This window comes from Luteibacter jiangsuensis (assembly GCF_011742555.1).
GTDB lineage: Bacteria > Pseudomonadota > Gammaproteobacteria > Xanthomonadales > Rhodanobacteraceae > Luteibacter > Luteibacter jiangsuensis.
Map to the genome: position 1 here is coordinate 18841 of NZ_JAAQQR010000012.1, position 14185 is coordinate 33025.

At 66.0% G+C, this 14185-nt stretch carries 12 protein-coding genes; 6 read left to right on the forward strand and 6 right to left on the reverse strand.

Translation table 11 applies throughout. The features are described from left to right. Positions 1-77: 77 nt before the first annotated feature. The 6 genes from HBF26_RS18365 to HBF26_RS18390 form a co-directional block, all read right to left on the reverse strand. Positions 78-428 (reverse strand): c-type cytochrome, encoded by a 351-nt coding sequence (locus HBF26_RS18365; RefSeq protein WP_167022970.1) that lies wholly within the window; start codon positions 426-428, stop codon positions 78-80. Between the two features lie 17 nt (positions 429-445). Further along, on the reverse strand, positions 446-766 hold the full coding sequence (locus HBF26_RS18370; RefSeq protein ID WP_167129529.1) for a c-type cytochrome: 321 nt from the start codon (positions 764-766) through the stop codon (positions 446-448). An 85-nt stretch (positions 767-851) separates the two neighbouring features. Next, the gene (locus HBF26_RS18375) at positions 852-2084 is read right to left on the reverse strand and encodes a TraB/GumN family protein (RefSeq protein WP_167129530.1); all 1233 of its coding nucleotides are present in this window, start codon (positions 2082-2084) and stop codon (positions 852-854) included. A 22-nt stretch (positions 2085-2106) separates the two neighbouring features. Beyond that, positions 2107-2997 (reverse strand): carbon-nitrogen hydrolase, encoded by an 891-nt coding sequence (locus tag HBF26_RS18380; RefSeq protein ID WP_167129531.1) that lies wholly within the window; start codon positions 2995-2997, stop codon positions 2107-2109. Between the two features lie 46 nt (positions 2998-3043). Continuing rightward, positions 3044-4081: an agmatine deiminase family protein gene (locus HBF26_RS18385; protein WP_167129533.1), complete on the reverse strand. Its 1038-nt coding sequence runs from the start codon at positions 4079-4081 to the stop codon at positions 3044-3046. Between the two features lie 80 nt (positions 4082-4161). Then, positions 4162-4503, reverse strand: a complete 342-nt coding sequence (locus HBF26_RS18390; RefSeq protein WP_167129534.1) for a hypothetical protein — start codon at positions 4501-4503, stop codon at positions 4162-4164. 174 nt (positions 4504-4677) lie between these two features. Between HBF26_RS18390 and HBF26_RS18395 the strand changes: the two genes are divergently transcribed. The 6 genes from HBF26_RS18395 (at position 4678) to HBF26_RS18420 (ending at position 14179) form a co-directional block, all read left to right on the forward strand. After that, the gene (locus HBF26_RS18395; RefSeq protein ID WP_167129535.1) at positions 4678-6567 is read left to right on the forward strand and encodes an ATP-binding cassette domain-containing protein; all 1890 of its coding nucleotides are present in this window, start codon (positions 4678-4680) and stop codon (positions 6565-6567) included. A 2-nt stretch (positions 6568-6569) separates the two neighbouring features. Further along, on the forward strand, positions 6570-7517 hold the full coding sequence (locus HBF26_RS18400; RefSeq protein ID WP_167129537.1) for a phosphoglycerate mutase: 948 nt from the start codon (positions 6570-6572) through the stop codon (positions 7515-7517). Next, positions 7514-9226, forward strand: a complete 1713-nt coding sequence (gene recJ / locus HBF26_RS18405) for a single-stranded-DNA-specific exonuclease RecJ (RefSeq protein WP_167129538.1) — start codon at positions 7514-7516, stop codon at positions 9224-9226. The genes HBF26_RS18400 and recJ overlap by 4 nt, the downstream gene beginning before the upstream one ends. A 75-nt stretch (positions 9227-9301) precedes the next feature. Next, positions 9302-9757, forward strand: coding sequence for a hypothetical protein (locus tag HBF26_RS18410; protein ID WP_167129540.1), 456 nt, complete (start codon positions 9302-9304; stop codon positions 9755-9757). A 160-nt stretch (positions 9758-9917) separates the two neighbouring features. Then, a complete protein-coding gene (locus tag HBF26_RS18415; protein ID WP_167129541.1) occupies positions 9918-12542 on the forward strand; it encodes a dermonecrotic toxin domain-containing protein in 2625 nt (874 codons plus the stop codon). A gap of 104 nt (positions 12543-12646) precedes the next feature. Further along, positions 12647-14179: an MFS transporter gene (locus HBF26_RS18420; RefSeq protein WP_167129543.1), complete on the forward strand. Its 1533-nt coding sequence runs from the start codon at positions 12647-12649 to the stop codon at positions 14177-14179. Positions 14180-14185 lie beyond the last annotated feature (6 nt).

A 14185-nucleotide genomic window follows, 5' to 3' on the forward strand; every position in this document is an offset into this window, starting at 1 on the left:
GCCGCTTCAGCGGCGATGGGTGCTCGCGGCAAGCGTGCCCGCTGTCGCGGGATCGCCGGCGGAGCCGGCTCCCACAGTTAATCGCCCTGGATATGGTTCTCGAGGCCCTGCAGCTTCGACGGCAGCGTCGAGAAGTACGCCGAGACATCCTGGATGTCCTGGTCCGACAGGGTGGCGGCGAAGCCCTTCATGATCGCGTTGTTGCGCTGGCCGTCCTTGTACTCGTGCAGCGCCTGCGCGAGATAGTCGGCGTACTGGCCGGCCAGACGCGGATACTGCGGATCGACCGAGTTGCCGTCCTGCCCGTGGCAGGCCACGCAGGTGGCGATCTTGGTCTTGCCGCGGGCCGGATCACCGGCGGCGAAAGTCTGGGTGGCGGTCAGCGCGAGGAGCGCGCCGATGGCAATCAGGGAAAACCCACGGGTCATCGTTCGTCCTCGGCGACTTACTTGGCGATGCTGGAAAGATAGGCGGCGATATCCGAGATGTCCTGGTCGGACAGGCTCTGCGCCTGGGCGCCCATCGTCGGATGCTTGCGTTCCCCGCTCTTGTACGCCTTCAGCGCGTTGACGATGTACTGCTCGTTCTGCCCCGCGATATGCGGCACGTGGTAGTCCGGGTACGCGTTCGCATAGCCCGGCACGCCATGGCAGCCGTTGCAGGTGTAGACGAGTTCCCGCCCCTTGGCTTTGTCCCCTTCGGCATGCGCGGCGGATGCGGCGCACAGAGCTACAGCAATCAGACCAACCAGTTGCAGACGCTTCATTAAGAGTTCCCTGGGTGCCGGGCGGGGCCGGGGTTGAATAGCCCCGGAAGTATAGAGGCCAGCCGCAACGGGGGACAACTCGGGCTCAGAAGAGGCTGCGGATGATGTGAATGCCGGCGATGTACTCGCCCGCAATCGTGCCGATGCTTACCAGGAAGAAATTGAGCAGGGTGCGTGCGACGCGATTCTTCCACCATCCGGTCCAGTGGGTGATGTCGTCGCGCAGCTGCTCGAAGTCGAGCACACGGGGTTTGCGCACCCATGCCTCGGCCATGGCACTGACGGCGCCCGAGGGAATGCCCGGGCGGAACGGCTTCAAGGGCGCCGCGACGAAGGCAGCCACGATGGACAGCGGATGCGCACCCGCGATAAGCGCCCCCAATGCCGACAATCCGCCCGTGAGCAGGATCCAGTTCTTCAGGGCATCGGCGCCGAGGCTTGGATTGCGATAGAAGGCAAAGCCGATGGCCGCGAAGATCGCCAGCACCACGCCGACCGCAAGATATTTCGGCCACGTCGCCGGCGGCGGGGTGACGGCCAGTTCGTCGGCCACGGCGCGCGCGTCGCCATGTTGTTCCGCGAGCTGAGCGCTCATGCCCTTCAGATGGCCCGCGCCGATCACGACGAGCACCTTGCGGCTCGGTGCTTCGACGTCCATTGCCGCGGCGTTCTCCCGCAGTTTCGCGGCCATGAATTCGTCGCGTTCCGCGATCAGCGCCCGGTACAACTGCGCGGACCCGGCGGCGAAGTCGCTGAAGGCGCTTTCAAGGAGGTCGGACTGCTTCAGTTTCTCGATGTCTTCCTCGGCGATGTCCTCGCGTTCGAACACGCTGCCGAGCATACCGGCCATCAGGCCGAAGCGCTGGAAGAAGCCCACGCTGCGCCACGCGCGCTTGAGGGTGGTGCCGACTTCGCGGTCGACCAGCCACACGGGGATGCCGCGAGCGTCGGCACCGTCCATGGCCGCCTTCATCTCTGCTCCGGGCTCGATGCCGTACTGCGCGGCCAGGCGCTTCTGGAACGAACCGAGCACCAGGCTCGCCGCGACCATGCCGGCCTTGCCCTGACGGATCACCTGGAACAGATCCATCTGCTTGAACGCTTCCGGGTCGCGGATGCCGTGCGCGCGGCTGGGGCAGAGCTCCACTGCCACGGCATCGAAAGGCTCCGTTTCCAGCAGGGCTTCGACGGCCTGTACGCTCGCCCGCGACACGTGGGCCGTGCCGAGGATGACGTACTCGACGCCGTCGCGCGTCATGCGCTCGATGGGTTGCCCTTCCAGGGCGGCGGGTGGCGCGAGGTTCTCGGCGGGAATCATGCGGTGGCTCGTCCGGGCGGGTTCAGTCGCGGAAGCGTTTGGTGAGGTCGCCGTACGCGTCGATGCGGCGGTCGCGCAGGAAGGGCCAGATCCGCCGCACGTGCTCGCTGCGCTCCATGTCCACGTCGCAGATCAGCAGTTCGCGGCCGTCGGTGCCCGCCTGGGCAAGGAACTCGCCTTGAGGCCCGGCAACGAAGCTGGAACCCCAGAACTGGATGCCGCTTCCCACGTTCGACGGATCGGCCTCGAAGCCGGTGCGGTTGCACGCAAGCAGGGGCAGACCGTTGGCGACCGCGTGACCACGCTGCACGGTGATCCACGCCTCGCGCTGACGTGCTTTCTCATCGTCGGAATCGTTCGGGTCCCAGCCGATGGCGGTGGGATAGAACAGCAGATCCGCCCCGGCCAGCGCCATCATGCGAGCGCCTTCCGGATACCACTGGTCCCAGCACACGAGCACGCCCAGCTTGCCGACCGAGGTGCTGATCGGCTCGAAGCCGAGATCGCCCGGCGTGAAGTAGAACTTCTCGTAAAACGCCGGGTCGTCAGGGATGTGCATCTTGCGGTATTTGCCCGCGATCTCGCGCGAACGATCGAACACCACCGCCGTGTTGTGATACAGGCCCGTAGCGCGCTTTTCGAAGATCGACGCGATCACGACGAGCTTCAGTTCCTCGGCCAGCTTGCCGATGCGGTCGGTGCCCGGACCGGGAATGGTTTCGGCCAGGTCGAACACTTCGACACTCTCGCGCTGGCAGAAATACGGGCCGTTGTGCAGTTCCTGCAACAACACGAGCTCGACGCCGGCCTTCGCGGCTTCGCGCAGGCCCGCCTCGATCGCATCGAGGTTGGCGTCGCGGCTTCCGCGGTCGGTTTCCTGGAGCAGGGCGACCTTGAGGGTCTTGCGGGTCATGGGCGGACAGTCCTCGCGCGGCACGCGCCGCGCTTGCAATGGTGAATCAGGCGGCGATCGCCGCCGGCAGCTGCATGGTGATGCAATGCAGGCTGCCGTTCTGCCAGATCAACGGACGGCACGGCACCTGGACCACTTCGCGGCCCGGGTGGGCCAGTCCGATGATCCGCGCCGCCGCGGCGTCCACCCGGTCGCCGTAGGCCGGTACGAGCACCGCGCCGTTGACGATCAGGTAGTTCGCATACGACGCCGCGAGCCGCCGTCCCTCGTCGAGGATCGGCTGGGCCCAGGGCAGCGGATGGAGCACATACGGTTTGTCTTCCGGCGAACGCAGTTCGGCAAGTTCCGATGCCATGCGGCCCAGTTCTTCGAAGTGCGGGTCGCTGGCGTCGTCGCACGCCTGGTAGACGATGCCGCCATCTTCGGAGAAACGCGCCAGCGTATCGATATGGGCGTCGGTGTCGTCGCCTTCAAGGTAACCATGTTCCAGCCACAGTACGCGGTCGGCGTGCAGCGTTTCGACCAGCGTATCGGTCATCGTCTCGCGGGAGAGGTCGGGATGGCGTTGGTTGAGGCATTTCCAGGTGGTGAGGATCGTGCCGCGGCCATCGCTCTCGATGCCGCCGCCTTCCAGTGCCCAGTCGATGCGGCGGTGGGGCAGTCCGGAGAGCACGCCACGCTGGAGCAATCCCGCGATGAGGGCGTCGTCCCGGTCGGCGCCGAACTTGCCGCCCCAACCGGTGAAGCGGTAGTCGTTGAGCAGCACGCCGTCCCGGCCGGTGAGCGTGATGGGGCCGGAGTCGCGCAACCAGGTGTCGTCGTAGGGAAGCTCAATGAAATGAACGCGGGACATCTCCGCGCCGGCAGCCGCGATGGCGGCGCGCGCGTGCTCGCGAAGGGCGGCATCGGCTACCACCACGTGCAGGGGTTCGAAGCGAGTCACTGCCGCCGCGAGCGCCACGTAGGTGGTCTCCACCTCCGCCAGACGCTCCGCCCAGTCGGTTCCGGCATGCGGCCATGCGATGAGTACGCCGGCCTGCGGCTCCCATTCGGCGGGCAGGCGGTAGGAGTTGCGGTCGGTCATGGCGGGCGAGGGGCGGCTAGGGGGAAGCCGCCTATTGTAAGGCTTCCTGCTTACCGATGCCGATGCCCCAGGGCGCGCTCCTACTTCGGAACGGCGGGGTTGGTGTTGTTCCCCGCCGGCGTGTTGAGCACGGTGTGAATGACGTGGCTGCGCTCGAAATAGACGATGTAGCCCGGGTACATCCAGCGGTTGATCACGGGCTGCTTGCGGCTGCCGCCGCCGCGGGCGTCGAGCTTCGAGGTCGGGGCGCCGAATTGGCGTTCCACCTCCGCCATGCTCATGCCTTTCTTCGGCAGGTTCATGGCCTGCTCCTGCTTCACGCGTTGCATGAGCAGGGTATCGCCGGCGTAAGCGGGCGCAGCCGCGGCGGCGGACGCCAGAACCAGCGCGATGGCGGTGGACACAGCTTTGAAGGTGTTCATGATGACTCCGTCGCGCTCCCCATGCGGCGCAGGACGCCGTTGTAACAGATCGCCCCGGGGCACGCCATGGGCGGCGCGCGGCGGTTCGCGCGCCTGTGTGCTGTGTCGCGTTTCGGGGACGTGGGCGCCCGGGGCCGCTATCATGCGCAGTCGCCCGTTTCCCTCGTGTTCGCCATGATCTCGTTTCGCAATCTCGCCCTGCGCCGGGGCAGCCGCACCCTGCTGTCGCGGATGGATCTCACCATCCAGACCGGCTGGAGCCTGGGCGTCATCGGCCGCAACGGTTGCGGCAAGTCCACCCTGTTCGCCGCCCTGAAGGGCGAACTCGAGCCGGAGGTGGGCGACCTGGACATGCCCTCGAAGGTACGTCAGGCCTCCGTCGCCCAGGAAACGCCGGCCTTGCCCGACCCGGCGATCGACTACGTGCTGGGGGGCGACATCGAAGTGGCTGCCGCCCTCAAGGCCGAGTCGGATGCGCTGGACGCCGGCGACCTCGAAGCCGTGGCCGCCGCGCACCTGCGCATCGAAGAGGTGAACGGCTACGACGCCCGCGCGAGGGCAGGGCGTCTGATGCACGGCCTGGGTTTCGCCCCGGAAACGCACGAACAACCGGTGGCGTCGTTCTCCGGCGGCTGGCGCGTCCGGCTCAACCTCGCCCGCGCGCTCATGGCGCCGTCGGACCTGCTGCTGCTCGACGAGCCCACCAACCATCTCGACCTCGACGCCGTGTTGTGGCTCGAAGAATGGCTGCGTCGTTACCAGGGCACGTTGCTCATCATTTCGCACGACCGCGAGTTTCTCGACGGCGTGATCTCGCACACGTTGCACCTGCACGATGGCACGGCGAAGCTTTACACCGGCAATTACACCGCGTTCGAGCGACAGCGCGCAGAGCACCTGCGCCAGCAGCAGATCGCGCATGAGCGCGAGCAGGCCGAACGCGCCCACCTGCAATCGTTCATCGACCGCTTCAAGGCGAAGGCGAGCAAGGCCAAGCAAGCGCAGTCGCGCATGAAGCGACTGGAAAAGATGGCCGGCACCGAGGCCGTGCGCGCGGAGCGTTCCTTCAGCTTCTCGTTTCCCGCGCCGGAGCGTCTGCCGACGTCGATGCTGCAACTGGACCACGTCGATGCGGGTTACGGCGAGCATGTCGTGTTGCGCGACATAGCGTTCGGCCTCGAAGCCGGCGATCGCATCGGCCTGCTGGGCCCGAACGGCGCGGGCAAGTCCACCATGGTGAAGTCGCTCGTCGGCGAACTTGCGCCGCTGCGTGGCGAGCGCGGTATCCACAAGGACACGCGCATCGGCTACTTCGCGCAGCACACCGTGGAGAGCCTGCGCGAGGGCGCGAGTCCGTTCGACCACCTGCAGGAAAAGGCACCGAACGCGGGCGCGCAGGTGTTGCGCGACTACCTCGGTACATGGAACTTCCCGGCCGACCGGGCCTTCGAACCCGTCGACGCTTTCTCCGGTGGCGAACGCGCGCGCCTCGCGCTGGCACTGATCGCCTGGGACAAGCCCAACCTGTTGCTGCTCGACGAACCCACCAACCATCTCGACCTCGACATGCGCGAAGCGCTGGCCGACGCGCTCGCCGCATTCGACGGGGCACTGGTGCTCGTCTCGCACGACCGCCACCTCTTGGGCATGGTCTGCGACGAGTTCTGGCGCGTGGCCGACGGTAAGGTGGAACCCTTCGACGGCGATCTGGACGATTACGCGAAGTGGCTGCGCAGCCGGGCCACCACGCGCAAGACGGCGGCCGTGGCGTCCGCGCCAGCCGATGCGCCGGTACAGGGCTCGGCGAAGGAACGGCGCAAACAGAGCGCCGAAGAACGCGAGAAGGAAAAGCCTCTGCGCGCGCGCGTGAAGAAAATCGAATCCCTCATCGAATCCATGGACAAGGAACTCGTGGCCATCGAGGTCAAGCTTGCCGATCCGGCGGTCTATGAAGGCTCGACCGCCGAACTGATGAAGCTGGGCCAGCGCCAGGCGGCACTGCGCGAAGAGAAGGAATCCCTCGAACTTGAATGGCTCGGGATCCTCGAGCAGATCGAGGCCTGAGCATGGGCAGCGTTCTCCATGTGCTGTTGCCCGGGCGCGCGAAGCTTGCCGGCACGGCCGGGTTCGCGGACTGGCTGGCTCGCGGCAGCCGCTTGCCCGCGGGGATGCCGGGTTACCTCGCGGCGCTTGCGGAGCACTTTCGCTGGCCGCGGGGACCACTGCCGGCTGCGGCGTTGATCCGCCAGTCGGTGGCCGGCGACGCAGGTACATCGCTTTGGCTTTCAGCCGACCCGGCCTGGGTGCAACCCGAGCTCAACGGCGCACGTCTCCTGGCGTGCGGCAACCTCGGCTTGAGCATGGCGGATGCGGATAGCCTCGTGGCCGCATTGGCGGAAACCTTCGAAGCAGAAGGCATGCAACTCGTCGTCGGCGATGCGCAGCATTGGCAGCTCCGCGTCCCTGCGTATGTGGACGTGCCCTCGTTTCCCGAGCCCGAGGATGCCCTGGGCGCCGATCTGTTCGAGCACTTGCCGAAGGGCGAGGAAGGGCGGCGCTGGCGTGCGTTGATCAACGAAGCGCAGATCGTGCTGCACAACCACCCGGTGAATCGGACACGTGTTGCACAAGGGCTGCCGCCGGTGAACAGTGTGTGGCTGTGGGGGCCGGGCGCGCTGCCGGACTGGGTGGAAACCGGCTTGACCAGGATCTACAGCGACGACCTGCTCGAGTGGGCCCTCGCGCATCGCGCCGGCGTCGACATCCAGCCTCGCGGCCCCCTTGTAGGAGCCGCCATGGCGGCAAGCAAACCTCGCGATATCGCCTTCGAAGCGGCTGCCGCCGTTGGTTTACTGGATCTGCAAGACGTCCAGCCGTCCGATTTCGCCAGTGATTGGTGGCCCTTCATCGAAGCCCGCCTGCTCGCAGGCACCGAAATTCGCCTCGCTTTCGCCGACGGCACGCGCACGGTGTTGCACAAGCGGCACCGTCTGCGTTTCTGGCGCAAGGCATGAGAACCAAGGTCTGGCGCCAGCGCGTCGTTCCAGTCGCGCCGAGCGGCTGGCCTGCCCATGTACACCCGGTCATCCAGCGCGTGTACGCGGCGCGCGGCGTCTGCACCCCCGACGGCGTCGAGCATCGGCTTGCACGCATGCTGCCGCCCGCCATGCTGGGCGGCATGGATCGCGCGGTCGGCCTGCTGATGCGCGCGATCCTCGACGGTCGCCGCATCGTCATCGCCGGCGACTACGATTGCGACGGAGCCACCGGCACGGCGGTGGCCGAGCGCGGCCTTCGCCTGCTCGGTGCACGCCACGTGGGGCATGTGGTGCCCAACCGCTTCGTGCATGGCTACGGTTTGAGCGAGGCGCTGGTCGCATCGCTCGACCCCGCTCCCGATCTCATCGTGACGGTGGACAACGGCGTCGCCAGCGTGGCCGGTGTCGCTGCCGCGCGCGCCCGGGGTATCCAGGTGTTGATCACCGACCACCATCTTCCGGGCGACGTGCTTCCCGAGGCCGATGCCATCGTGAATCCGAACCTCGCAGGCGACGGTTTTCCCAGCAAGTCGCTGGCCGGTGTGGGCGTGATGTTCTACCTGCTGCTCGGCTTGCGCGCCGCCATGCGCGAAGCCGGGCACTTTGCTGCCGGCGAACCGGATCTGGCATCGCTGCTGGATCTTGTCGCCCTGGGTACGGTCGCCGATCTCGTTCCGCTCGATTTCAACAATCGTGTCCTGGTGGAGGCCGGCCTGAAGCGCATGCGTGCCGGGAAGGCCTGCGCCGGCATTGCCGCACTGGTGGAAGCGAGCGGGCGCTCGCTCGCCACCGTGGGGGCCACCGATCTTGCCTTTGCGGTCGGGCCCCGCCTGAACGCCGCCGGGCGACTCGAAGACATGTCTCTGGGTGTGGCCTGTCTGCTCACCGACGACGACGGCATGGCGCGCCGCTATGCCGAGCAGCTTTCCGCGATCAACCAGGAACGGCGCGACATGCAGGCGGGCATGGTGGAGGAGGCCGAGACGATGGCCGCGCAAGCGGCGCACATCGACGCGGTGGGTGTCGCCCTGTTCGACGCGGGGTGGCATCCCGGCGTCGTCGGACTGGTCGCTTCCAAACTCAAGGAAAAGCTCCATCGCCCGGTGGTTGCATTCGCCCCAGCCGGCGACGACAGCGACGAGCTTCGCGGGTCCGCGCGCTCGATTCCCGGGTTCCATATCCGCGACGCGCTGGCCGCGGTGGACGCGAAGCATCCGGGGATGATCCTGCGCTTCGGCGGTCACGCCATGGCGGCGGGGCTCAGCCTTCGTGCGGGCGATTTCGATCGCTTCGCTACCGCCTTCGATGCGACGGCCAGGGCGCTCATCGACGACGAGCGGTTGCAGGCACTTGTGCAGACCGACGGCGAACTGGATTACGGCGACCACACACTCGACCTGGCGCGGCAGCTTCGTCACGCGGGCCCGTGGGGACAAGGCTTTCCGCCGCCGGTCTTCGAGGGACGTTTCGAGTGCGTCTCGTGGAAACCGATGGGCAGCCGACACCTGCGTCTGCAGTTGCGCCACGGGCAGGCCGGTGCGCCGCTCGACGCCGTGATGTTCAACGCCTTCGACGGGTCGCCACCTCCCTCGCGGCTGCGCGCCGCGTACGAGCTTTCGGTCAACGACTGGCAGGGCAGGGAGACCCTGCGGCTGCTGCTCGTGCACATGGAGCCTGTGGCGTAGCGGAGCGGGCTGCCGCCTTGATGCTTTCGCGACACATACGCAGTAGGCTGGACGGCAGTTCGTGGAGGAGTTGCCATGAAGACCGTCGCCCTTGCCTTGATGCTCGGCGTTTCCCCTGTCCCCCAGGTGCCGCCGGTGGAGGGCGTCCATCGCGCCGATGCGCCCGTGCCAGAGCCCATGAAGCGGTTCGCCTGGCGCGACGAGGCAGCCGGATATACCTTCGTCGCCCCTCCACGGTGGGCAGGCAAGGTGCGCGTGGTCCCGCTGACCTCGGAAGAGCTTTCCCGGTGCGGGGCCGTCAGCGGCGTTCGCTTCGTCGAAGGGGCGAAGACCCTGCTTGTCCTGCTCTCGTCGGAGGAGACGCGTCTTCACAGCTTGACGAGCGCCGGAGCCACGGAGATCTCGCGCCATGGTGGGCACATCGTGGCGGTGAAGGTCGGTACGGCAGATGACGAACTAGCCTTGACTGATGAAGAGCTGGGCTCGGCCATACAGTGGGACGGTGAAGCGAAGGGCGCCGCCTCGCGTTGATTCCCGGCAGAGATCGAGCATGATCTGATATTCCCCATCGACAGCAGCGCACAGGGACATGCGCCGCGCACCCGCCATCTTTCGTCGCGTGGCGACAGAGTGGTTGCAGGGGTGCGAACTATCGTGACGGCTTCATGCCCACGAACACAGGGAAGACATCATGCAGCATCTCTCCTTCATGGTACGTCGCGGACTCGCGGCGGGACTGCTGGCGGCCGCGCTCGCGCAGCCCGTCCACGCGACGACGATGCAGACGACAGGCGCGCAAGGCGACGGGAACACTCAGGGCAACAGCGTGAGTACCACCGCCGCACCCATCGGCGGCCCGACTCAGGACGGTACGGTATCTCCGTTCAGCCCAGGCTCGACGATGACCGCACCCGCCTTTGCGCCGCTGTTCGTTACGGCGCAGGACGCCCGCGCATACTGGGGCATGCTCGTCCGGAGCCGGGGGTGGTCCGCACTCGATCCGAGGGCGGTAGCCCGGTCGTTCATCAAGGAGCGGTTGGGTATCGACGGCGACATGTACGTGGTCGCGCATTTTGCGACGGCGCAGAAACTCATGGAGGGAAGCGCGGACAATGTCGTGGCGCTGACCGATGCGCTGATGAACGCGTTTCCGGATCATTCCCGGCACAGTTTCTTCGGGGTGCTGTCCGATAGTGTGTCTGGACTGACGGGCGGCGGGCAAAGTCCAACAGTGCTTGATTTTCTGCGGGGCGTGATCACCTGCAGAAACGGAGGGCAATGCTTCTCAATGGTCGGAAGGTTCCTCTGGAGCCGCACGGGGCCCGGGTACATCTACAACACCTTCATTGGCACGGGGAATGTCATCGACACGGTCAGCGAGGACGCCCGCGCCCTGGATCTCTCGTTTGGGATCTTTCCGCGCTCCTCCACGTTCCTGCCGGAAAACCGGAGTTCTCTCAAGCTGTCGCAGGTCATCGACACATTCAAGGAAGAGGGGCTTTTTTCCGAACTGCCGTACATCAAACGGCTCAAGGAAGAATTCGACGAGTACTGGGCACACGGAAAGGACGAGTGGCCGCTCCTGGCCCGGTATCACTTCGTCCATGAAGCGCGCCGGGCGCTTGCACGCCGCACACTGACAAGACAGCAGTACGAACTGGTCATGAAGGGCGGTGCGCCACAGGTACCGTTGCATGGCCCGATCGCGCTGTGGCAGTTGGAGAACACCCCGGCGGATGCTTCCGTCGCAGTCAGGCGATTCGACATCAACGGCTACGCGGCCAGCGACATCCTGCGTTTCGTCGCCAGCGATGGCAGTGAGGTCATGTATATCCCGGGCGCGTCGTCGCCCTTTGTCACCTTCAGCAACGAAGGCGAACTTCGCGACTGGGTGGTTCGGCAGGCAGAAAATCGTGCGTCGCTCGATGAGATCCTGTCGCACTTCTCGATCTACAACGGCCAGGACGGTGCGTTCCGGACGGGCGTAAGCCAGGGGCTGGTTCATCTCGCCTCCGGACTTTGGACCGCGGACGGCCGCGCGATCGATGTCCAGAATGCGTCGATTGCCGGCGATGTCTTCGAGGACATGCGCGTCCAGGTAGAAGCGCGGCTGCGTGACGATGCACGGATGAGAACCAGTACGGCGTGGGACGCATGGCGTACCACGCTCAACCGGACAGTCGCGGTGCTGGGGCCGGTGGGCTATGTGCCGGCGCTGGCCCTCCCTGTTCAGGCGGGCACTGCGCTCATGGCGCTTGGCATGGGGATCGACGAAGGCATCAACGGAAGGACCACCGCCAATAGGAACAGCGCCCTCGAAGGTGCGGTGATGACGGCCGTCACCAACTTGAGCACGAGCGCCGCCTTGCATGGGTTCGCATCGACAGGGCGCCCTGCTGCGCCGTCCACCACCTCGGTCGAGCTCGAGCTACAGGCACTACCTGCTTTGCCCTCCGTGAGCACGGGCGGCGTCGTGTCGGAACCGGGTGGGCGGCCCGCGGTGGGCGCGGAGGCAGTGGACCCGAGGATTGCCTATTCCATGGGCCCGGTGTCGTCCGAACCCCCGTTGGACATGAGTGCCCTCCAGAGCGAACCCGGTACGCTGGGCTACCTTGTCCAGCGGATATCGAACGATGCCGAGGATTGGACTCGCAGGATCATCGATCTGAAGAAGGTCGGCATCGAAATGCAGCGACGTCGGCTGGACGACTCCAGAACGCAACCATTGGCCGTTAATCGGGCCGGGTACCGGCAGTCCTTCGGCCGTTCGCTCGTCTTCCGGGTCGATTCGAGGCGCCCGGCGGAGCTCTTGCGCAACGGCGGCTTCGGGCCGTCTTCGGACTTCCACGATCTTGAGCCTATGCTCAGGCAGCCGACCACGATCGGTAGCGGTTCGCTCCGGGCGAACAATCGGGTGCTTGAGGACTGGCAGCTGGGTTTTTCGTGTATGGCCTGTCGGCCGAGCTTCCATCAATACGCCATCCGGACGGAGCGCCGTCCCGTCGCCGCCGCATCCGACAATCACGACCCGCGCACTTACGACCTTCCACTCGACGAAGTCCACTTCCCGGCGGATGTCTCGCCGGAGAACATCTTCATCATCGATTCGACTGACCGGGCGATTGCACGAAAGCTGGCCGACATCTACCGGTCGTCCTATGTGTCGACGCCCTACGGCGTTCCTCTGAACGCCTTTCAGGAATACGTCAGCGGTCAACTGGATATCAACGCGCCGAACAAATACACCGAACGGCGCTCGGCCGGTGTCCGGGATCCAGCGTCCGTGGTCGACCGGCGGCGACTTGGCTTCCGATAACTTCAGAACGCTCCTTTTCTCAAACGTGCCCGAACGGAAACGGATATAACTCCCATCGCCCGGCGGCGGACATCCGACCGGGTCTTCATCGAAAGGAGTTTGATGTGCGGCGATGGATCGTTCTGGGCACGTTGTGCCTGTGCATGCTCATGGTTGCCATGGATGCCAACATATTGCACACGGTGATGCCGACGCTGATCCGCGAGCTACGCCCGACGCCCATCGAGCAGCTTTGGATCGTGAACGCTTATGCGCTCATGCTCGCCGGCCTGTTGATCACGATGGGCGCACTCAGCGACCGTTACGGCCGCCGCCGGATGCTCCTTTGCGGCCTCGCCGTCTTCGGCCTGGCCTCGCTCCTGGCGGAGTGGGTGCGGCAACCATGGCAGGCCATCGCATGCAGGGCCATCCTGGGCGTCGGTGGCGCGATGATCATGCCCACGCTCCTTTCGCTGATTCGCGAAACATTCGACGATGCGAAGGAGCGCACCATTGCCCTCTCGGCATGCGGCATGGCCGGATGCGCGGGAGCCGCCGTGGGGCCCGTGCTTGGCGGTGCCCTGGTACATGCGTTCGACTGGCAAGCCGCCTTCCTCGTCAATGTGGCGATCGTGCTGGTCGCCGTGCCGCTTGTGGCAGTCACGGTGCGCGAGTCTGTCACGCGGCGTGCCGGCATGTGGGACTGGACGAGTGTGGCTCTTTCGTTCCTGGGCATGACGGCATTGGTGCAAGGGATCAAGCTGCTCGGCAAGCCTGACGCGGTGACCACCGAGTCGGTGGCGATGGTCGCTGTCGGCATCGCGACCATGGCGTGGTTCGTGCGCCGTCAGTGGCGGTCGGACGATCCCTTACTCGACATCCGCCTCTTTGGCGTACGCAGCTTTACCGCAGGCGTCGCCGTCTATGCGGTGGTCATGTTCTCCCTGAGTTCCACGATCTTTCTTGCGTCGCAGTGGCTTCAGTTCGTGCACCGCCAGAGTCCCCTTGAGGCAGGGCTTTGGCTTTTGCCGGCAACGCTTTCCGCGTTGCTCGCCGTCCTGGCAGTTCCTTATTCCCTGGCCCGTTGGCACGTGCGCGACGTGATGCTGGCCGGCATGGCATCGATCTCGGTGGCCTTGTTCATCCCGGCGCTCAACGCCGGTGGCTCGCTGATCCCGTTTGCCGTATCCCTGGCGTGCCTTGGCGCGGGAGTGAGTCTTGCCCTGTCGAGCGCCACCACCGTGGTGGTGATGGCTGCCCCGGCGGAACGGGCCGGCAGCGCGGCAGCGTTGCAATCCACGGCCTACGAGGTGGGCAACGTTCTCGGCATCGCCGTGGTGGGCAGCTTCGCGGCAGGCTTGTATACCCACACCGTCCAAGTGCCAGACGCGCTGGCTGCCTCCGTGGCACGGGCCGTGCGCCTGTCCGTGGGCGAGGCAGAGGTGGCAGCGGCAGCCTTGCCCCAGGCGGTGGCTGTCCCGTTGCAACAGGCCGCGCGCATCGCTTTCGATAAGGCGTTCTCGGTGTCCTGTCTTTTGGTTGGTTGCGCGATGCTGGTGTCCACGATATCGATCTTCGCGCTCATGCGAAGAAGCCGCTCTCGCGCTCCTGAGGATGCTTGCCGATCAGGAGCCGCCGCGCCCAGCGCTCTCGACTAACGTGCC